Annotated in this window: 19 protein-coding genes; 10 read left to right on the top strand and 9 right to left on the bottom strand. The window is 52.5% G+C overall.

Translation table 11 applies throughout. The features are described from left to right. Positions 1–167: 167 nt before the first annotated feature. The 6 genes from L1278_RS01970 to L1278_RS01945 all read right to left on the bottom strand — a co-directional run bounded on the left by L1278_RS01970 (position 168) and on the right by L1278_RS01945 (position 3,586). A complete protein-coding gene (locus L1278_RS01970) occupies positions 168–539 on the bottom strand; it encodes an RNA methyltransferase (RefSeq protein ID WP_253400821.1) in 372 nt (123 codons plus the stop codon). Between the two features lie 43 nt (positions 540–582). Beyond that, positions 583–1,275 (bottom strand): TrkA family potassium uptake protein, encoded by a 693-nt coding sequence (locus L1278_RS01965; protein ID WP_253400820.1) that lies wholly within the window; start codon positions 1,273–1,275, stop codon positions 583–585. A 2-nt stretch (positions 1,276–1,277) separates the two neighbouring features. Beyond that, complete coding sequence (gene udk / locus L1278_RS01960; protein ID WP_253400819.1) at positions 1,278–1,892, bottom strand: uridine kinase; 615 nt, start codon at positions 1,890–1,892, stop codon at positions 1,278–1,280. A gap of 85 nt (positions 1,893–1,977) precedes the next feature. Next, positions 1,978–2,556: a non-canonical purine NTP diphosphatase gene (locus L1278_RS01955; protein ID WP_253400818.1), complete on the bottom strand. Its 579-nt coding sequence runs from the start codon at positions 2,554–2,556 to the stop codon at positions 1,978–1,980. 114 nt (positions 2,557–2,670) lie between these two features. Continuing rightward, a complete protein-coding gene (locus L1278_RS01950) occupies positions 2,671–3,027 on the bottom strand; it encodes a hypothetical protein (protein ID WP_253400817.1) in 357 nt (118 codons plus the stop codon). Between the two features lie 49 nt (positions 3,028–3,076). Beyond that, complete coding sequence (locus L1278_RS01945) at positions 3,077–3,586, bottom strand: phosphoribosyltransferase family protein (RefSeq protein ID WP_253400816.1); 510 nt, start codon at positions 3,584–3,586, stop codon at positions 3,077–3,079. 176 nt (positions 3,587–3,762) lie between these two features. On the opposite strand from L1278_RS01945, the gene L1278_RS01940 reads away from it, so the two are divergent. The 9 genes from L1278_RS01940 (at position 3,763) to L1278_RS01900 (ending at position 12,507) form a co-directional block, all read left to right on the top strand. After that, positions 3,763–4,008, top strand: a complete 246-nt coding sequence (locus L1278_RS01940) for a type B 50S ribosomal protein L31 (RefSeq protein ID WP_101444000.1) — start codon at positions 3,763–3,765, stop codon at positions 4,006–4,008. Positions 4,009–4,181: 173 nt separating this feature from the next. After that, a complete protein-coding gene (locus L1278_RS01935; protein WP_253400815.1) occupies positions 4,182–5,387 on the top strand; it encodes a GlmU family protein in 1,206 nt (401 codons plus the stop codon). Between the two features lie 107 nt (positions 5,388–5,494). Then, positions 5,495–6,622 carry a DNA polymerase III subunit delta gene (locus L1278_RS01930; RefSeq protein WP_253400814.1) on the top strand — a complete coding sequence of 376 codons (1,128 nt, stop codon included), beginning with the start codon at positions 5,495–5,497 and terminating at the stop codon, positions 6,620–6,622. 12 nt (positions 6,623–6,634) lie between these two features. After that, on the top strand, positions 6,635–7,588 hold the full coding sequence (hemC, locus tag L1278_RS01925) for a hydroxymethylbilane synthase (RefSeq protein ID WP_253400813.1): 954 nt from the start codon (positions 6,635–6,637) through the stop codon (positions 7,586–7,588). Between the two features lie 229 nt (positions 7,589–7,817). Continuing rightward, the gene (locus L1278_RS01920) at positions 7,818–8,459 is read left to right on the top strand and encodes a peptidylprolyl isomerase (protein WP_253400812.1); all 642 of its coding nucleotides are present in this window, start codon (positions 7,818–7,820) and stop codon (positions 8,457–8,459) included. A 175-nt stretch (positions 8,460–8,634) separates the two neighbouring features. After that, entirely contained in the window at positions 8,635–9,543 is a 909-nt protein-coding gene (locus L1278_RS01915) for an SDR family oxidoreductase (RefSeq protein WP_253400811.1), read from the top strand. Positions 9,544–9,716: 173 nt separating this feature from the next. Continuing rightward, positions 9,717–11,372 carry a sodium-dependent transporter gene (locus L1278_RS01910; protein ID WP_188501641.1) on the top strand — a complete coding sequence of 552 codons (1,656 nt, stop codon included), beginning with the start codon at positions 9,717–9,719 and terminating at the stop codon, positions 11,370–11,372. 6 nt (positions 11,373–11,378) lie between these two features. Further along, the gene (locus L1278_RS01905) at positions 11,379–11,540 is read left to right on the top strand and encodes a hypothetical protein (RefSeq protein ID WP_253400810.1); all 162 of its coding nucleotides are present in this window, start codon (positions 11,379–11,381) and stop codon (positions 11,538–11,540) included. 7 nt (positions 11,541–11,547) lie between these two features. Continuing rightward, positions 11,548–12,507, top strand: a complete 960-nt coding sequence (locus L1278_RS01900) for a ComEA family DNA-binding protein (RefSeq protein ID WP_253400809.1) — start codon at positions 11,548–11,550, stop codon at positions 12,505–12,507. Positions 12,508–12,517: 10 nt separating this feature from the next. Here L1278_RS01900 and L1278_RS01895 read toward each other — a convergent pair whose 3' ends face one another. The 3 genes from L1278_RS01895 to L1278_RS01885 form a co-directional block, all read right to left on the bottom strand. Beyond that, positions 12,518–13,015 carry an NUDIX hydrolase gene (locus L1278_RS01895; protein WP_305884433.1) on the bottom strand — a complete coding sequence of 166 codons (498 nt, stop codon included), beginning with the start codon at positions 13,013–13,015 and terminating at the stop codon, positions 12,518–12,520. Positions 13,016–13,027: 12 nt separating this feature from the next. After that, positions 13,028–14,119, bottom strand: a complete 1,092-nt coding sequence (locus L1278_RS01890; protein ID WP_253400808.1) for a S9 family peptidase — start codon at positions 14,117–14,119, stop codon at positions 13,028–13,030. Positions 14,120–14,329: 210 nt separating this feature from the next. Then, entirely contained in the window at positions 14,330–15,061 is a 732-nt protein-coding gene (locus L1278_RS01885) for a hypothetical protein (protein ID WP_253400807.1), read from the bottom strand. A 218-nt stretch (positions 15,062–15,279) separates the two neighbouring features. On the opposite strand from L1278_RS01885, the gene L1278_RS01880 reads away from it, so the two are divergent. Beyond that, positions 15,280–19,236 (top strand): AAA domain-containing protein, encoded by a 3,957-nt coding sequence (locus tag L1278_RS01880; RefSeq protein WP_253400806.1) that lies wholly within the window; start codon positions 15,280–15,282, stop codon positions 19,234–19,236. Positions 19,237–19,372 lie beyond the last annotated feature (136 nt).

Here is a 19,372-nt window from a genome sequence, read left to right as displayed (position 1 = left end):
TGGTTGATAAAAAAGGTATAGTTGATAGAATGTTAATACTCAGAAAATCACAGCGGCACTATCTTACATAAACCAAGAAATGCTGTGAAGCCGTTCTGCTATACCTTGCAATTCAGGCATGCGCAACGGGGCAGGAGCGTAGGTGGACCTGCAGGGAAAGGGTTCGCTTAGGGCGCGTTGGGTTGAATGGAAATAGGGAAGAAGCGGGCTACGAAGCCAGCTCCGGGCGCTCTGGCCGCATAGGCAGGCAGCGCCTCGTCGGTAGGTATAGCAAAAGCAGGTATGGGAGTCGGCTCCAGTGCGTCCTGCTCCAGGTTGAGCACCACAAATGAGGTCGTCGCCTCCAGCGTCACCTTTTGCTTGATAACCGTTTTCTCCTGCGGTGCCGAGGCCAGTTGGGAGGCCGACTTAACAGGAGTGCCTTGCGCCGGGTAGGTATACGCCACTACTTCCTGCCCATTGAGCATAAGCGCCCAAAGCAGGGTTACGGTCATCAGAAGATGACGGAAGTGTGGCAATATGTTGGCAGCGTGTGGCATACAGAAAGCAAATGTAAGGCTTTCTTTGAAAAATTAAAACCTATTAGCGGTTTATATCAATAAATCGTTTGATGTCGTGTTTTTTTCCGATAAGGATCAGAATGTCAGAAGGATAGATAATGGTGTCGGCCTTGGGTACACCGATGATGTGCTCCACCTGCGTGGGTTTGCCGTCCTGTATCTCCTCAAAAAAGCGCTTGATCGTGATCAGGTTGAGGTTGTATTTCTCGCGCAGCGATATCTTGGCCAGGCTTTTATTGGAGATGCCACGCGGGGTGTTGATTTCCACGATCTCGTAGTTGTCGGGCAGCGACAGGAAGGTCCGGATGCTTGGCTGCAGCAGGCGCTCGGCCACTGTTTTTCCAACTTCCCCCTCCGGCGACAGAATTTCCTGCACGCCCATCTTCTCCAAAATGCGGCGCTGCTGCTTGTTGGCGGCACGCGTGATAATCCGCTTGATGTTGAGTTCCTGCAGGTTGGCTGTTGTGATGAGAAGGGCCTCGAAGTCCTCACCGATGGACACGATGGCCGCGTCCATGTCCTGCACGTTCTGCGCCTCCAGTGCCCGGATGTCCGTCGCGTCCAGGGTCACGGCATAGGCCACGTCGTCCTTTATGTCCTCCACATGGTCCTCGTTGTTGTCGATGGCGAGCACCTCTGCACCGCGCTCTGCGAGCGTGCGGGCGATGGAGTTGCCAAATCTACCCAGTCCGATTACTGCAAACTTGTGTCGCATCCTTATAGTTTGGAATTAAGAAATGTGGTCAGAACCTCCAGTCCGCGGTCAAACTTCTCGTTGTTCGGGATGATGATGTCTGCGTCGTTTTTGTAGGGTTTGATATACTTCTCGTACGTGGGCGCCACATGGTGGGTGTAGCGGTAGAGCACATCGTCGAGGTCGTAGCCGCGCTCCACTTTGTCGCGCACGATGCGGCGCTGCAGCTTAATGTACTCCTTGGCGTCGATGTATACCTTCAGGTCCAGCAGTTTGGCGATTTCCTCGAAGTAGAATACGAAAATACCCTCTACCACCACAATGGGGGCTGGCTTAAACTCCAGCTGCTTGGGCACTACACTGGGGTTATTGTAGGTATACTCTTTGCGGAAAACGGACTCGCCTTTGCTCAGTTTCAGGATGTCCTGCGCATAAGCCTCGTCGTCGATGCAGGAAGGAAGGTCGAAGTTGACGACCCCGTTGAGGTCGCGGGTCTGGTGCTCGCGGTCTTTGTAGTAGTTGTCCTGAGAGATCAGGCAGATGTTCTCAGGGGAGAAAGACGCAAGTAGTCTGTTCAAAAAAGTGGTTTTCCCTGAAGCGCTACCTCCTGTAATTCCGACGATAAATGGCTTTTGCATTGGAGATTATAGTTTCAGGCTACAAAATTAGTCTTTTAAGGCCAATGTGGCTACAGCCTGCGCTAATTATTTTACCTCACAAACGCTAAGCTGCCTTCAAAAATTCCACCAGCTTCCGGATGGCCTCCCCGCGGTGGCTGATGGCGTTTTTCTCTTCCGGCGACATCTCCGCGAAAGTTCGGTCGTAGCCCTCAGGTATAAACACGGGGTCGTAGCCAAAGCCTCTGTCGCCTTTCCACTCGGTAGTGATATGTCCGTTCACAATGCCCTCGAACTGGTGCTCCTGCCCATCCAGGTATAGCGTAATGGAGGTACGGAAGCGGGCGCGGCGAATGTCGTGGCTTTCGAGGTTTTTAAGCAGGTGGCGGATGTTGTCGGCGTCGTTGCGCTGGGGACCGGCATAGCGGGCCGAGTAAACGCCCGGTTCACCGCAAATGGCGTCTACTTCCAGCCCCGTATCATCGGCAAAGCAGTTGACCTTGTACTTCTCCCACACATATTGCGCTTTTTGGCGGGAGTTGCCCTCCAGCGTGTCCTGGTCCTCGGCCAGTTCCTCGTGGCAACCTATGTCCTCGAGCGTGAGGAGTTTATACTTGCCTTCGAGCATGCGGCTTACCTCAGCTACTTTGTTTTTGTTGTTGGTGGCGAAGCAGAGTTCTTTCATAGTGTATGATTTGCAGGGTTACCAAGGACATCCAAGCATACTAAATAGGGTAAAAAAACCCAGAAGTAGTATTCCGATCCTAGGGTGAATAGTACGAACTGAGGTATAATTGGATTAATTGGCTGCTTCGGAGTAACTCTTCGCGGTATTCGTCACGGCTTGTGAATGCCTTTCGATGTTTTTCAGTTGGTTATACCGTTTGGTGTTGAAATTCCAATGGTAAGCGTATATACCTAACCCGATTGTGCTGTAGATCAAGAGTCTTACAAGGAAGTCGGAAGAGGAGAAACCATCTGCCAGTACGGTGGTGTTCCATGCTTTAAGCGCATCCCAAGACTGAAAAAGATATGAAAAGACACTGACCATCGCGCCCCACAGCAAACCGCGTGTTAGGATATAGTGCCACTGGCCGCGTTCTTTCGCCCTGGCCCATCTGCTGATGAATCGTTTTTCTTCTTTGTTCAGGTGCATAAGATCTCTTTTAAGGTATAGATGCTTTTATAAGATAAGTGTTATGCTCTTAATGCAGGTAAGCCGCTACTTCATCATCCTGCAGCACCACATCCACGCGCTCGCGCAAAGTCGTGGCCAGCGAGTAGCCGGTATAGGTGCACGACACCGGGAACAGGGTATGGTGGCGGTTTACCAGCGTCGCGATTTCCACTTTCTTGGGGTTTTGCGGCAACAGAGCGTTCAGGGTATAGGCGAGTGTTTTGCCGGTGTTCAGCACATCGTCCACAATAATCACCACGGTTTTCTCAATAGAGGCGGTTTCGGGTGTGATAGCGACTGGCGACTGCAGCGGGGCGGTTTTGTCTATCGTTACCTTTAGCAGCGTTACTTTGATGGGGGAAATCTTCTCCAGTTCGGTAGCCAGCATGCCTGCCAGGGTATAGCCGTTGCGGTGTATACCTGCCAGCACAAGTGCCTGTTCCTCAAAGTTCTGCTCGTATACCTCGTAGGCCATGCGGGTGATCTTCTGCTGGATCTGCCCCTGGTCGAGTATCAGGTGTTGCTGTGGGTGTGTCATGTGGGTATGGGTATAAGGTATGGCGCTGTGCCTGAGACAAATTTAAATAAATATCGCTAGCAACAGTGCCCTGCGATGAATGTTAAAATAATTTGGTTAGTAACATTTTAAATTCGAAAATACTTCTTAAATTTGCAGTCCGATTCAGAAATTAAGGTTAATTAACGTTTATAATAATGAAAAAAGGCATTCACCCAGAATACAGAGAGGTGGTTTTCCAGGATATGACGAGTGATTTCAAATTTATCACCCGTTCTACGATGAACTCTAGCGAGACAATCACGATGGAAGACGGCAAAGAATATCCAGTAATCAAAGTGGAAGTTTCTTCTGCGTCACACCCTTTCTACACTGGTAAAAACATCTTTGTGGATACTGCGGGTCGTGTGGAGCGTTTCAACACACGTTACAAGAAAAAATAGTCAGGTATAAAGCTTGGTTAAAACGTTTGAAAAAAAGTCTTTCTGTTACCATACGGAAAGACTTTTTTGCTTTTAACAACTTTTTGAAGGCCCTGTCCGGTACAGGTACGGCATGCGTTATTGAGATTAAAGAACCTGTTTCAAATTCCGCAAGACTTTTTATTTTTACAGCTATGAACATCATTCTCTTCGATGAACCCGTTATCCGGCAGTCGCTTTTGCCGCTGACTTTTACTAGGCCGGTGGCCGATATCCGCGTTGGCATCATGACCATTGCCGAAAAGTGGCAGCTACAGGCAGGGGCGACCGTGTCGTATCTGACGCAGCCATACCTGCAGCAGAAGTTTCCGGCGCACTACGATATCCACAATGTGTTTGTCAACGGCGCTGTTTGTCCGGACGAAGCGCTGGTAGATAAAATAAAATCCCTGAAAGCGGGGGAAGGACTGTATTGCGAAGGTATGTTGGTAGCCCTCCATGCTGATAACCTGGACCTGCACGATGCCGGTGAACTGGCCATCTACTCTTCCTCCAAAAAGATAGAATGCCAGCCGGAGAACATCGTTCGGGAGGTATGGGAGATTTTCGTTCAGAACGGCAACCAGATCCGGAGCGACTTTAAAGTGCTGACGGCGGGACGCCAGAGCCAGCCCATCGACGATAAGTACACCATAGTGTACGACGAGGAGAATATCTTCATAGAAGAGGGCGTCAAGATACGTGCGGCTATTCTCAATGCCGAAAACGGGCCGATCTACATCGGGAAGAATGCTCAGATACACGAAGGCGCGATCATCAAAGGGCCATTTGCGATCTGTGAAGGCAGCAACGTGAACGTCGGCGGCAAAATGCGCGGTGACGTCACGATCGGGCCTTTCTGCAAAGTAGGCGGCGAGGTGGCCGCATCGGTTATTTTTGGCCATACTAACAAAGGTCACGAAGGCTACCTGGGCAATTCGGTGCTGGGTGAGTGGTGCAACCTGGGCGCCGACACCAATACTTCGAACCTGAAGAACAACTATGCCGAAGTAAAGATATGGAGCTATGCCAAAGGTGGCTTCAAAAGCACCGGGCAGCAGTTCTGCGGCCTGATCATGGGCGACCACAGCAAGAGCGGCATCAACACCATGTTCAACACGGGCACGGTGGTGGGTGTGAGCGCCAATATATTTGGGGCTGGCTACCCCCGCAACTTTATACCTTCCTTTGCTTGGGGAGGCGCCTCCGGTTTCGAGACTTTTCAGCTGCGCAAAGCCAGCGAAGTAGCCGAAAAAGTAATGGGACGGCGCAATTTGCCCTTCGATGACACAGAAAAGGCTATCTTCGCAGAAATATTCGAGCAAACCCACGAATACCGGGTGTGGGATAGGAAAGGGTAGTGGCTGAATTGTTATAGGTTAAATTGTTAACTTCGTGGAATGTGAATTCTGCGTGTGTTACCCAGCAGATTAACAATTTAACCATTCAACAATTTAATAATTAAAACGTGCATTTCTCTCAAATACTAGGGCATCAGGAAACGAAAACCTTACTGGTTAACTCGGTGCGACAGAACCATGTGGCGCATGCGCAGCTGTTTCTGGGGCAGGAGGGAAGTGCCAATCTAGCACTGGCTTTGGCCTATGCCACCTACATTAATTGCGAGGACAGGCAGCCCGATGATTCATGTGGAACGTGCAACAGTTGCGTGAAAATGAACAAGCTGGTGCACCCCGACTTCAACTTCGTGATGCCGGTAACGAGCACCAAGTCCATTACGAAAGATGTGCTGAGCCAGAAGTTCCTGACAGAGTGGCGCGAATTCGTGCTGGCCAATCCATACCAGGGGCTCAACGAATGGATGCAGCACATCGGCGCCGAGAACAAGCAGGGCAACATCTCCAAAGAGGAAAGCCGCCAACTGGTAAAGCTGGTGTCACTGAAAGCTTTTGAGGGCGATTACAAGATCATACTCATCTGGCTGCCGGAACTGATGCACCCTTTCGCGGCCAATGCGTTACTTAAATTACTCGAAGAACCGCCAGCCAAAACGCTCTTTCTGTTGGTGTCGCAGTCGGGCGACAAGCTCTTAGCGACCATCACCTCGCGTACCCAGATCGTGCAGGTGCGGGCTTTTACCGAAGAGGAAGTGATCAGCTACCTGCAGGAAAAGCACGGACTCGACAACACAGCCGCCTACCAGGTGGCGCAGCTGGCAGAGGGAAGTCTTAATGCCGCTTCCAAACTCACCAGCGAGGTCAGCAGCGACTACTTCACCTTCTTTACCGACTGGATGCGTAACTGCTACAGCTACAAGTTCGAGAAAGTGGTGGACGCCAGCGAGGAGTTTCAGAAGTTGGGCCGCGAGAACCAGAAGAACTTTTTGCTTTATGCGCTAAACCTCTTCCGTAAGGTGATGCTCTACGGCGTGGACGAGTCGCTGATTGCCTACCTGCCCCCAAACGAGCTTGATTTTGTACAGAAGTTCTCGAAGCTGATCACAGAAAACAATGCCGATAAACTGGCGCAGGAACTAAACGAGGCGCACTATCATATAGAGCGCAACGCCAACCCAAAAATGGTGTTCGTAGACAGCTCAATTCAGATTGCCCAGTACCTGCGCAATGCTAGTTAAGGAGAAGATATCATGGAAAATAATACAATAGTTAAAACCATCCGAATCGGAACGCGTGGCAGCAAGCTGGCCCTTTGGCAGGCGAACGCCGTAGCCGATAAGCTACAGGCCGCCGGGCTCGACACCGAAATTGTCATCATCAGCACCAAAGGCGACCAGATACTCGACCGTTCCCTCGTTAAGCTGGGTTCAAAGGGCGTGTTCACTGAAGAGCTGGAAGTAGGTCTGCGCGAAGGCACCATCGAGGTTGCCGTGCACAGCGCCAAAGATGTGCAGTCGACTATACCTGACGAGCTGGAGTTGGTGGCCTTTATGGAGCGCGAGATTGTTAACGACGTGGTCCTGTCCTTCAACCCGGACTTCAAACTAGAGCGCGACAGCAAGGTGATGCTCGGCACGTCTTCTACGCGTCGCAGGGCCTTGCTCCGAAAGTACTACCCGAACGTGACCACTGATGAGTCACGCGGCAACCTGCAGACCCGCTTGCAGAAGCTCAAAGAAGGTCCGTTTGAAGCGTTGGTGCTAGCCTATGCCGGTGTGATCCGGATGGGCTACGACCACATGATCGTGCATACCTTCCCGGACGATGAGTTCGTGCCTGCCGCCGGCCAGGGCAGTGTGGCCGTGGAGTGTGCCCGCGACCTTGATCCCGAGCTGAAGCAGCTGATAAAAGATGCCGTTGACCACGCCGATACCCACGTGTGCCTGCTGGCAGAGCGCGCTTTCTTGCGCACCATGGAGGGCGGTTGCAGCATCCCTTCTTTTGCACTGGCTAAACTGACGGCGGAGGGGAAGGTGCGCATACATGGCGGCATTGTGAGCCTCGACGGGCAGCAGCACCTCTCAGAGGTATATGAAGGTAGCCAGGCGGAGGCCGAAGCACTGGGCACGAGGCTGGCCGAAACGATTCTGAGTCGTGGCGGAGACAAGATCCTGAAGGAGATCAGGTCTGAAAGAGAAGAATAAGTACACTAAAGATTCAAATAAGAAAGGGGCCATCTGTAGAAAGCAGGTGGCCCCTTTCTTTTACAGGTATAGAAGTATTCAGCATAATGGTCCTGCCTGTAGCTTCCTAACATGATCAAAAGAATTCGTATGAACCTGCAGAAAATGCGGGCAATACATGGAAAGGAACCAAAAAGGCTTAAATTTGGAATCTGGACTTGATTTTAAACCGAAAACTTACACCTTCGATATGAACATGCTTAGAAAGATAACTGTTTTCATTTTGATGCTGGCGCTTCTGCCAATGGCCGCGATGGCACAGAAAGCTCCCAAAGGCAAAGATCAACTGGTAACGATCTCCACTCCGCACGGAGAAATGAAACTGGTGCTCTTCGATGACACGCCGCTCCACAAAGAGAACTTCCTGAAACTCGCCCGGCAGGGTTTTTACGACGGCACCACTTTCCACCGCGTGATCGATGGGTTTATGATCCAAGGCGGCGACCCGAACACCAAAGACGATGATCCACGGAACGACGGCGCCGGCAACCCGGGTTATACCGTGCCTGCCGAGATCAAACCCAGGTATAAGCATGTGCGTGGCGCCCTGGCCGCAGCCCGTATGGGTGACCAGGTAAACCCTAAAAAAGAGTCGAGCGGCTCCCAGTTCTACATTGTGGAGAACCACCAGGGAACGCCGCAGCTTGATGAAGCCTATACGGTGTATGGGCAGGTGATCGATGGTCTGGAAGTGATCGATAAGATTGCAGCGCAAGCTGTAGACGGTCGCAATCGCCCACTTTCCGATATACCTATGAAAGTGAAGGTGGAGGAAGTGAAGAAGAAAAAAATAGCCAAGAAGTACCGTTATACCTATCAGCAGGCGGACTAACTATACCTGAAACAACTTTACCTCTTCAGTCAATTGCTATACCTGGAAGTAGGGCCGTGTTGATAAGTAACCACACACTTACCTTTATAATGAGGGCATGATGCCATTGCTTCTCGAAGGGATAGTGAAGTGATCCCTTTCAAGGAGAATCAATCATACAACAAAAACTGAAAACATGAAAAAAATACTGATCACAGGCTCCAACGGTCTGCTGGGCCAGAAACTGGCTTCCCTGTTGCTTCCCCGCACCGATGTGGAATTGCTGGCGACCAGCCGTGGCGAGAACAAACTGGCGGAGATTTTCCCAACACTGGCTTTTGCCTCAATGGATGTGACTAGCCGCGCAGAAGTGGAAAAGGTAGTGGCCGATTTCAAACCAACGCACCTGATCCATACCGCTGCCATGACCAACGTGGACCAGTGCGAATCGGACCAGGCGGGCGCCCTGAAACTCAACCGCGACGCGGTATCCTTTGTAGCAGAGGCCTGCGAAAAGCACAATGTGCACTTGATCCACCTGTCCACTGACTTTATTTTCGATGGCGAAGACGGCCCTTATGACGAGGAGGCAGCAGGCAACCCGATCAGCTTTTATGGCGAGACCAAACTGATGGCCGAGGAAATTGTGAAGCAGGCCAGGTGCAAATGGGCGATCCTCCGCACGGTGCTCGTGTATGGCGTGGTGCACGACTACGGCCGCACCAACATTGTGCTGTGGGTGCGCGACAGCCTGCGGGCCGGCAAAGTGATCAAGGTGGTAACCGACCAGTTCCGCACCCCGACGCTGGCCGAGGACCTGGCCACGGGCTGCTGGCTGGCCGTGCAGCACGACGCCGAAGGCATCTACAACATCTCGGGCAAGGAGATGTACACCCCCTACGACATGGCCCTGCTGGTAGCCGACTATTTCAAGCTGGACAAATCACTGATCGACAAAGCAGACGGCAGCACCTTCTCGCAGCCCGCCAGGCGCCCTCCCCGCACCGGTTTCATCATCACCAAAGCCGAGAGAGAGCTCGGGTACAAACCGCATACCTTTCAGGAGGGTATCGCTATGGTGGCAGAACAGGCTGATATGTATTAAAAATATTGAATTTAATATGGTTCAATCAGAACCATTGCTTAAATTGGAAGCTTTAAATGCTGATTATGCGGATTTTAACCTTGCTGCATGACTGGTTTTTAACAATTGCGCACAAAACACAACCCTGCTTACCTTAACCAACTAATCTGAACTAACCAACCTTTACCCTTATTATGAGTGCTAACAAAGAATCATGGGGCTCCCGGGTGGGTCTCATTCTAGCCATGGCCGGCAACGCAGTGGGCCTGGGGAACTTCCTCCGTTTCCCGGTGCAGGCGGTGCAAAACGGTGGTGGAGCCTTCATCATCCCCTACCTGATCTGCTTTCTGGTAATGGGCATTCCACTCCTCTGGATCGAGTGGTCCATGGGGCGCTTCGGCGGAAAATTCGGTCACCACTCCACGCCTTTTATCGTGGATACCATGCACAAGAACCGTCTCTGGAAATACATCGGCGTGTTCGGTATCTGGACCAACATTGCGGTAGCCTCTTACTACTGCTACCTGGAGTCCTGGACACTTTCTTATGTGTTTCACTCACTGGGCGGCACTTTTAGCGGGCTCGACCAGATTGGCGTTTCAAACTTCTTTGACGAGTATGTGAACCTGGGAGAGTCAACCTTCGGCATTCCGTACGAGCCTATTTTCTTCTTTGTCGTGTGTTTGCTGCTGAACACCTGGATTCTTTCGCAGGGACTTGCTAAAGGGGTGGAGCGCGTAGCCAAAATAGGTATGCCGCTCTTAATTGTGTTTGGTATGTTCTTGGCCTACAAAGGTTTCACTATCAATGCCGGCGAAAACGGTGCTATCAACGACAGCTCGGTAGGCCTGAACTTCCTGTGGACGCCGAACTTCGACGAGCTTTGGTCGCCTACGGTATGGCTGGCTGCGGCCGGTCAGATCTTCTTTACGCTTTCCGTAGGTATGGGTACCATCCATTGCTATGCTTCCTACGTGCGCTCCAAAGACGACATCGCGCTAAACGCCATGTCAGCCGGCTGGATGAACGAGTTCGTGGAAGTAGTTCTGGGAGCCTCCATCCTGATTCCGATTTCGATCGGTTACCTGGGTATAGATGGTGTCGTTGACCTGGTGAACAGCCAGGGTGGTCTGGGTCTGGGCTTCCGTACGCTGCCCTACCTGTTCTACCAGTGGGGTGATGTGCTGGGCGCTATTGCCGGCGTGATGTGGTTTGGCTTGCTGTTCTTTGCAGGCATCACCTCATCACTGGCCATGGGTACGCCTTGGATTGGCTTCCTGCAGGACGAGTTTAACTGGAACCGTAGACCAGCGGCCTGGTCGTTTGGCCTTATTGTTCTGGTGCTGGGTATGCCAACGGTGCTTTTCTTTAAGTATGGCGTGTTCGACGAATACGACTACTGGGCAGGCACTGTATCGCTGGTAGTGTTTGCCTTGTTTGAGTCTATCCTGTTTGCCTGGGTGTTTGGCATGAACAAAGGCTGGAGAGAAATTACCTCCGGCGCTGACATCAAAGTGCCAGGCATCTACAAGTTCATCATCAAATTCGTTACTCCGCTCTTGTTGCTATGGGTGTTCATCGGCTCGCTTATTACACCGAAAGGCGGCGACTGGGCTGGGGCTTTCAGCAACGGCTGGGAACTGGACGACAGCTCCATCATCAACAAGATAAAGAACTCGAATCTGAAACGACAGCTGGCCGAGGCCACCGACCCGGCCGTGATTGAGCAGTTGCAGGAAACGCTGTTCTTTGTGAATGCTTCGCGCATTTTGTTGGTAGTCGTGTTCCTGAGCATCGCTGGGCTGGTATACATGGCGTATAAAAAAAGAGTTAGAGAAGGAAGAATTTAGGAAACTATGAATACATCTGCACTTGTTGTCATGCTCAGTACTATGTTGTTAGTAACTGGCGCAACTATATACTTTTTTATCAGAGTGCTTAAAACGCCTCCCAAACCGGAGCCGGACTCCTATCTCGACAACGACGACGAGATAGAGCGGCGGGCTCCGCGGGCTTAACTATTTTATGAAGAAAATCAGGTACTGGATTCGACGCAACTTTGGCTTTTCGCAGCGCGAGGTAAACGGGTTTCTGGTACTGATAGGGGCAATGGTGCTGCTGACGGCAGCACCATTGCTGTTTAAATGGTTTTCGAAACAAGGGACAGGCGTTGTAGAGAGCGGCGTAGCCGAGAAACAGCTGCTCGACAGTCTGGTAGCGCAACTGGAGGCCAAACAGCCGGAGCGGACGGGCAGAAAACAGGTATACCAACTGCCTGTAGCGCTGCAACCCTTCAACCCCAACCACCTAACAGAAGCGCAGTGGCAGGAGCTGGGGATGCCCAGGTACATGGCACAACGCATCCTCAACTACCGCAACAAAGTCGGCGACTTCACCTATAAAGCCCAGCTTGCTACCATCTACGGTCTGCCCGATTCCGTTTTCCAGCAGCTATACCCTTACATCCAACTCCCCGAAACCAAACCCGACAGGTATAGCCGCAACCGAGGTATAGCCGCCAACGCTCGGACAGCGCCCAATCCAAACTGGGCCAGCAACCCGCGACCCCGTGAGCGCTTTATCCTCGCCCCTTTCAACATCAACACCGCCGATACCACCGCCCTGAAGCAGATCAGGGGGATTGGCAGCAAGCTTTCGGCAAGAATTGTGAAGTACAGGGATGGCCTGGGCGGGTTCCACAGCATGGCGCAGGTGCAGGAGGTATACGCACTGCCGCCCGCCGTAGTGGACAGCCTGCACAAGTATACCTTCGTGCCAAAAGCAAATACGGTGCAACAGCTGTCACTCAACCAGGCCGATGCAAATCAGCTGAAGGCGCACCCTTACATCAGCTCCAATGTGGCGCGTGCCATCGTGGCCTACCGGGAGCAGCACGGCGAATTCAGGAAAGTGGAGGATATCCGGCAGATCAAGATCGTGACGGCAGAGCTGTTCGAAAAACTCAGTCCATACCTGGTGCTGTAGGTATAGCGCCCTACTTTTTAGGGGCTTCGATCATCCGCTCCGCCTTTTCCAGCGCCTGCCGCCCGCTTTTAAAAGAGACTAATTCCTTTGCCGCCTGCAGATCCACCCAGCGGGCCTCGTTCACTTCCCAATCGTGCTGGCCAATGTCGCCTGACCGGTAGGAGAGCAGGAAGAAGTGCACAAACTTGTGAAAACGGACCCGCTGCCCCGCCTTGTCGCCTACATACCAGTACTCAATCGTATCTATCTTCTCGACCAGTGCAGCCGTCACACCGGTTTCTTCCTGCACTTCCCGCACAGCCGTTACCTCGGGCGTTTCACCGGGGTCCACTATACCTTTGGGCAATTGCCAGCGCTCGGGCTTACCCACCGATATCAGCGCCACTTCTATGCCTGACGGTGCCTGCCGGAACACCACGCCACCAGAGGAGACTTGCTCCAGTGTAGGTATAGCGGGTTTGGCGTGCTCGTCTTTTTTAGAAGATTCAGGCATCGGTTCTATCTGCAAGAGGAAAATTTCTTAGTGCCCGGCTACCGGCTCAGGAGTAGGGATTGCGGTTTTCTTCCGCTGTTCGTTCAGCCACAACAGGCCGGGGTTGTAGGCCATGTCGTGCTGCCCCACAAACAGCACCAGGCGCACGTTGTCGGACTGCCGCACAAACACCACCTCCGGGTCCGAAGGTCCGAAGTACTTGTTCTCCTCGGTTGTCTTGGCCAGTTCCTCAGGCAGTGTCTGTTCTTTCAGAAGATAGTCGATGTTTTGCTGCGCAATGGTATCGCTGGGGCTGGCCAGGATGTTGTAGGCCCGGATGGAGTGGTCCGGCGGAACCAGTACGTCGATCGTGCCGTGCGCCAGGAAAATCGGGACGTCTTTGGCTTGGTGGATGTAGGTGCTGGGACTGCGGCGTTTGCATTCTTCGGCGGCGGGAGTGCCCGGCAGCGGCTTGCCCCCACAGGCTGCCACCACATGGCGGTTGTAGTCGCGGTGCGGGTAGTTCTGGCTGAAGGCGTACCAGTCCACCAGATCGAAAACGGGCACCCAGGCGACCACCCCCGCCCAAATCTCAGGATGCCGGCCGGCCGCCACCAGGGCGGTCATGGCACCGCCCGAGGAGCCGAGGATGTAGATGCGGTTCGTGTCGATCTCGGTGTGCTGCTTGGCATAGTTCACGGCGTCCACAATGTCCTGTATGGCCAGGTCAGAGGCCATCGCATCCGGGTTGTCGAACTTGCCGCGGTAGTTGGGGTGAATAAACGCCCAGTCGTATTCCTTGCTCCAGAGCGCATAGGGGATGCTCTTGACCTGCAGGTACTCGCTGCTCCAGCTGTGCAGCATCACCAGCAGCGGCCGTGGGCCGGTAGTTTTAGAGGTATAGAACAGGGCCGGCTGGGTGGCGCCGTCCACCGTGGACTTAATGTTGACTTTCTGGATCTCCGGAACCTGCTCTTTCCATTTCTCCAGGCTCTCGTCTGTAAACTTAAAAGGGTACTTCTTGGAGGTCGTGACTTCGTCCATGCGTTCTACTTCTTTCTCCACCCGCTCTTTGCGGCAGGAGGCTAGTAGGGTGAGGATCAACCCAAAGAAAAGGAGTAGATTGGTAGGCTTTTTCATAGTAAATGTCGGTGCAAACAGATGCAAGCTACAGCATGTGCGTGACACTACAACTGCTGCTCAGCGGAAAATGTTGTAAGGTATAGCAGGTCACGAAACCACAAAATAGCTTGGCAGGAAATTTTTACTCCATACGGTTAAACAGGCCCGATAGGTTAGTGGCATGCCTTTGAATTTCAGGCTGCTTTCGGTTAACAGGAAGGGCTATACCTAAACCGGGGGTGAAGGATTCCTGTTATAGGGCATCAGGAAGGCATAAAAAATAAAGCTAACGAGCACGAATTCCTGCAGTTCCCACTTTTTTCCATCGTTAATGAGCAGCAGGCTGATGAATAGAAAGGTATAGAGCAGCGCTTGCAAAGGAGTTGGCAAAGGAAGCCTGGTTTTATCTACTAGTTGCCTGAACCACTGCCTGTGCCGGTATAGTGCGGGCAAAGCCAAAAAGTAAACGAATACGCCCAGGTATAATATTTTGCCGAAAATAAGCTTGTTCAGGTTCACGCCATTCAAGTGAATGTTGTGGAGGTTAAACTCGCTTTGCGGATTGATCTTCTCCAGGTCCTCCGGCACTTCAAAGCCCAGTAGGCGCTGCCCCCAGGAAATCTCCTCGCCAAAGCCAAAGAAAAAAACAGCCGCCGCCACATAAAAGAACGCCTTTGCCCATTTGCCATCTATCCGGGGTGCTTTATAAAAACAGTACAGCGAAGTAGCTAGCAAAAAAAAAGACGTGAAATATTCGATATAGCCGTCTTCTGTGAGATAGCTGTAAAAGCGACTCGTATCCTGAAAATAAAACGCGATGCCGACCAAAACATGCGCCACGGCAAAGGTATAGAGAAAAGCACTCAACAGAACAGTCCTGTTGATAGTAACATGTCCCAGGCTTTCTCCGGCAACAGTAATAAATAAGCTGGATGATCTGAATTTTCTGATCGGATTCATAGGTACAGGTATCGCGCTGAGGTATGAGCCCTGCTGATGCTGTATCCGGTTTGTAAACAAGGCTTTATGAATATTTTTACGGAAATAATACCAGAATGATAGCCGTTTCATCGTTTCCAAGTACACTAAATTCATACTAACTTGCCGTATTGCTGCCGACTTGCCGTATAGCTACAGACTATTCTGCAATTCTATCCGTTTTCGGAACAACGCACTTTATGAAATCCATTCTCAAAAGCTATCGTCATCGTCTGCTAAACCTGAGCGCCGGCAACAGGGCCCTGTTGCTGTTGCGGCTTTCGCGTGAGCTGCACCTGGATGTTAACGAGCTGGATTTCATCAACAACAAGCCTGCCTTCCATATACTGGAGAAGGTGATCAGTGGCAAAACTGCTGTGCTGGCTCCTTTTGCCGACAGTCGCTATGCCCCCGTTACGCCCGTCAGCCAGCGATTGCGTTTTATACGCCGCAAAGCCGACATGATTCTGGAGGAGCGCGGAAGCCGGGAGCTATACCTGGGCTGGCCTTTTGTGCATGGCAAGTTCGCCGATGGTACCACCGTGCGCTGCCCGCTGCTATTTTTTCCGGTGCAGCTGCAGGTAAACGGCAAGCAGGAATGGGAGCTTATACCTGACACATCGCAGCCAGCGCAGTTCAATCAGAGCTTCGTGCTGGCCTATGCGCACTACATGGGCACGCCGCTGGCCGAGCCTTTGCTGGAACTTGACCTGAGCACACTGCCCTCGCACCCGCTGGAATTCCGCACGCAGGTATACGAGCTCCTGAAAGAAAACCAGCTGACTGTAAACGCCGGCCGTGAATTCTTTACCGATAAACTCAAGCCATTCCACGATTTCCGCAAAGCCGATTATGAAGCCGATCTCAAACCCGGTCAGCTATACCTGGAGCAGGAGGCTGTGCTCGGTCTATACCCGCAGGCTGCCTCTTATTTGCTAGGTGATTATGATGAGTTGTTGCAACGCAGCGGCTTACAGGAAATGGAAGACCTGTTTACAGGACCCGATACAGGTATAACCCAGGTCGCGACGCAGGCACAACATACCTTTACCGCTTTTGCCATGGATGCATCGCAGGAGGCAGCTTTGCAACAGGTGAAGCAGGGGCGATCGCTGGTAGTGCAGGGGCCTCCGGGCACGGGCAAGTCGCAACTCATCTGTAACCTGGTATCGGACTTTACGGCCCGCGGCAAAAGGGTGCTCGTGGTGAGTCAGAAGCGCGCTGCCCTCGACGTGGTGCACCAACGTCTCTCATCAGCAGGACTCGGTCCGTTTGCTGCTTTAGTGCACGACATCAACGCCGATCGCAAAAGCATCTACCAGCAACTGCTCCTGCAGATAGACCAACTGGATGAATACAAGAAACAGAACAACGCCCTCAACAGCATTTATACCGACCGTACTTTCCTGGAAGTAAGCCGGGGCATTAACCAGTGCCTGCAAAAGCTGGAGAGTTTCCGTGCCGCCCTGTTCGACAGCAGCCGTTGTGGCTGGTCACCCAAGGAGCTATACCTGCGCAGCAGTTTGCAACAGCCGCACGTGCAGCTATCAGAAGTATTCAAGCAGTTCACAGCCGCAACGGTTAATGACTTCTTGCCTCGTTTGCGGGCCAGTCTGCAGCAGGGCATCGTGCTGGAGAAGGCCGATTTTATCTGGAAAGAGCGGCACAGCATGCAGGGCTTCGGCTGGCCGCAGCAACAGGAAATGGAGCGCACTATTGAGGCGCTGCCCGAGCAGTACCGCGCCATGCAGCAAGGTATAAGCGAGCTGAGCGGTGCCGAATTCGAATTGAGCAGCCTGGAGCGTTTCCGCACCGCCTACGACACCCTGGACGAACTGCAGCATTTGCTCGATCGGGAAGGCGTGGCCGAAACGCTGCAACCACTGCTGCGCAAGGAGGCCAAAGCTTCAGAATTGAAAAAACTGGTGCGCCAGCTCAAAGCGCTATACCTGGTGTGTCCCGCTCCGGACGCCGCTATACCTATTGAGCAACTGACGCTGGTGAAATCTGCGATCACGGTCTTCGAGGCGAAGAAGCAGGATTTCTTTAAAGGGATAGGCTGGTATTTTTCGCAAGACAAGAAAGTGCTGCAGCAGGCACTGGCCAAGTATAAGCTTGAACTGACGCCTAAGGGAGTGGGCGAATTGCAGCGCCGCATCGAGCTGCGGGAGCAGGCGCAGGGGCTGATCAAATCCATCAACAAAAGCATCCGCTATACCTTACGCCTCGAGGACAACCCCACCCCGATGTTGCAAAAGCTGGAGGTGGTGGAGCAGGCCCTGGAGGCGCATCAACTACTGAAGCAACTGCACCGGGAGCGGGTGCTGCACGAAAAGATGTGGCTGGAGAAAAACCTGTCGGATCATTTGCAAGCGCAGGCGCAGGCGCTGCAGGTGTTTGAGCAACGCTACGGCGAGTGGGAGCAATGGCTTCCGAAAACGCACATCGAAAAACTGGCAGAACAAGAAGACTATAGCACAAAATTGCTGGAAAGCCTGCGACAGTATTTTGAGCCGATGGTGGCTTACGATGAGTTGCGCAGCACACTTTCGGCTGCTGAACAGGAGGTTTGCAGGCAAGTGCTGTACGAAGGTATAGCTACCCCCCAACTAGGTGAGACGCTGTTTTTGAACAGCTTATACCTGGCCTGGTTGCACGAACTCGAAAGTCAGTGGCCCGAACTACGCATGCCTGATAGCGGTGAGCTGGACCGGGTTGAAGCTGATCTCCAGAACCTGCTGCAGCAAAAGCAGGACCTGAGTCAGGAGATCGTGCTGTCGCGGTTGCGGGAGCAGACTTACCGGAACATGGAGTACAACCGCTTAGGCAATGCCGTGACTTATCGACGCTTGCATGCACAGGTCAGCAAAAAACGCAGCCTATACCCGATCCGCAAACTATTCGAACTTTTCAGCGAAGAGATTCTGAATTTGGCTCCTTGTTGGCTGGCATCACCTGAAACAGTGTCGGCGGTGTTCCCGCTGGAGCGCTGCTTTGATCTGGTGATCTTTGACGAGGCCAGCCAATGTTTTGCCGAGACAGGTATACCTGCCATGCTACGCGGACAGCAGGTGGTCGTGGCCGGCGACGAGCAGCAGCTGCGCCCGTCAGACCTGTACCGTTCCCGCTGGGGTGGCAACGGCAACGAAGAACCGGAGGAACTGACCGCAGAATCGCTGCTACAACTTTGCGGACTATACCTGCCACAGACCATGCTCACGCAGCATTACCGCAGCCGCTTCCCGGAATTGATCGATTTCTCTAACCGCTACTTTTACCGCAACCGACTGGAGCTTATACCTGAGCGACAGGACGTGAACGCCCACCAACCTGCTATCCAGTTTGTGAAAGTACAGGGGCTGTGGCAACAGAACAGCAACCTGCCCGAAGCCGACAAAGTGGTGGAGCAGGTATGGCAGCTCGTGCAGAGCGGTATGGAGGATGTGGGGGTGATCACTTTCAACTACAATCAGCAAATGCTGGTGCAGGACCTGCTCGAAGAAAAAGCCCAATTTCAAGGTATAGCTTTGCCGCCAACGGTAACGGTCAAAAACATCGAAAACATGCAGGGCGATGAGAAAGAGGTGGTGATCTTATCAGTAGGGTATGCGCCGGATGCAAAAGGCAAAATGGTCATGCAGTTTGGTAGCCTGAACCAGGCCGGTGGCGAAAACCGGTTGAATGTGGCCATTACCCGTGCCAGGCAACTAGTGATTGTGGTGAGCAGTATCCGAAGCGAGCAATTGCAGGTAGAGAACGCACAGCATGCCGGCCCGAAGCTGTTGCGCGATTACCTGCATTATGCCCAGCAGGTCAGTCGTCGCTATTTCAAATATGCGCCGCAGGCGTTGCCCATGCCATCGCAGATGCCGATGCTTAAAGAACAGCTGGCCCGGGCAGTTCCTGCTTTGCAAGCTGCCGTGCCTTTCGCGGACTTGACCGTAGTCGAGGAGGGCAACTACAGCAGCGTAGTACTGACCGATGACGACCTGTACTTCAACAACCTCTCCGTGCGCCACGCCCACGCCGATATACCCAAACTGCTCCGGCAAAGAAACTGGCCTTCTCAAAGAATCTACAGTCGGCAGTTCTGGTCTAACATCAAGGCGGTGCTGGATAAGTTTAAGCGTCTGGGAGTGAAAGAGTTTGGGAGTTGAGGATTTTATAAGATATATCCTGTAGGGACAGGTCGCAACCTGTCCAAATGGTGCATAGTACGCCATGCTGAAAGCTTAAATGCTATTGTGCTATTTTTAACTTCGGGAGATAATTGAAACATGATCAATGCGGGAG

Origin of the sequence: Pontibacter sp. HSC-36F09, from assembly GCF_024171605.1 — a bacterium.
In the GTDB taxonomy this organism is placed as follows: domain Bacteria; phylum Bacteroidota; class Bacteroidia; order Cytophagales; family Hymenobacteraceae; genus Pontibacter.
The sequence above is the reverse complement of the archived record's forward strand: the minus strand, read 5'-3'. Positions and strand labels throughout refer to the sequence as shown.

Excerpts from the sequence above, each read along its gene's own strand:
- L1278_RS01970 (WP_253400821.1), bottom strand. The coding sequence starts at position 539 with ATGCCACACGCTGCCAACATATTGCCACACTTCCGTCATCTTCTGATG.
- L1278_RS01965 (WP_253400820.1), bottom strand. The coding sequence starts at position 1,275 with ATGCGACACAAGTTTGCAGTAATCGGACTGGGTAGATTTGGCAACTCC.
- udk (WP_253400819.1), bottom strand. The coding sequence starts at position 1,892 with ATGCAAAAGCCATTTATCGTCGGAATTACAGGAGGTAGCGCTTCAGGG.
- L1278_RS01955 (WP_253400818.1), bottom strand. The coding sequence starts at position 2,556 with ATGAAAGAACTCTGCTTCGCCACCAACAACAAAAACAAAGTAGCTGAG.
- L1278_RS01950 (WP_253400817.1), bottom strand. The coding sequence starts at position 3,027 with ATGCACCTGAACAAAGAAGAAAAACGATTCATCAGCAGATGGGCCAGG.
- L1278_RS01945 (WP_253400816.1), bottom strand. The coding sequence starts at position 3,586 with ATGACACACCCACAGCAACACCTGATACTCGACCAGGGGCAGATCCAG.
- L1278_RS01940 (WP_101444000.1), top strand. The coding sequence starts at position 3,763 with ATGAAAAAAGGCATTCACCCAGAATACAGAGAGGTGGTTTTCCAGGAT.
- L1278_RS01935 (WP_253400815.1), top strand. The coding sequence starts at position 4,182 with ATGAACATCATTCTCTTCGATGAACCCGTTATCCGGCAGTCGCTTTTG.
- hemC (WP_253400813.1), top strand. The coding sequence starts at position 6,635 with ATGGAAAATAATACAATAGTTAAAACCATCCGAATCGGAACGCGTGGC.
- L1278_RS01920 (WP_253400812.1), top strand. The coding sequence starts at position 7,818 with ATGAACATGCTTAGAAAGATAACTGTTTTCATTTTGATGCTGGCGCTT.
- L1278_RS01915 (WP_253400811.1), top strand. The coding sequence starts at position 8,635 with ATGAAAAAAATACTGATCACAGGCTCCAACGGTCTGCTGGGCCAGAAA.
- L1278_RS01910 (WP_188501641.1), top strand. The coding sequence starts at position 9,717 with ATGAGTGCTAACAAAGAATCATGGGGCTCCCGGGTGGGTCTCATTCTA.
- L1278_RS01905 (WP_253400810.1), top strand. The coding sequence starts at position 11,379 with ATGAATACATCTGCACTTGTTGTCATGCTCAGTACTATGTTGTTAGTA.
- L1278_RS01900 (WP_253400809.1), top strand. The coding sequence starts at position 11,548 with ATGAAGAAAATCAGGTACTGGATTCGACGCAACTTTGGCTTTTCGCAG.
- L1278_RS01890 (WP_253400808.1), bottom strand. The coding sequence starts at position 14,119 with ATGAAAAAGCCTACCAATCTACTCCTTTTCTTTGGGTTGATCCTCACC.
- L1278_RS01885 (WP_253400807.1), bottom strand. The coding sequence starts at position 15,061 with ATGAATCCGATCAGAAAATTCAGATCATCCAGCTTATTTATTACTGTT.
- L1278_RS01880 (WP_253400806.1), top strand. The coding sequence starts at position 15,280 with ATGAAATCCATTCTCAAAAGCTATCGTCATCGTCTGCTAAACCTGAGC.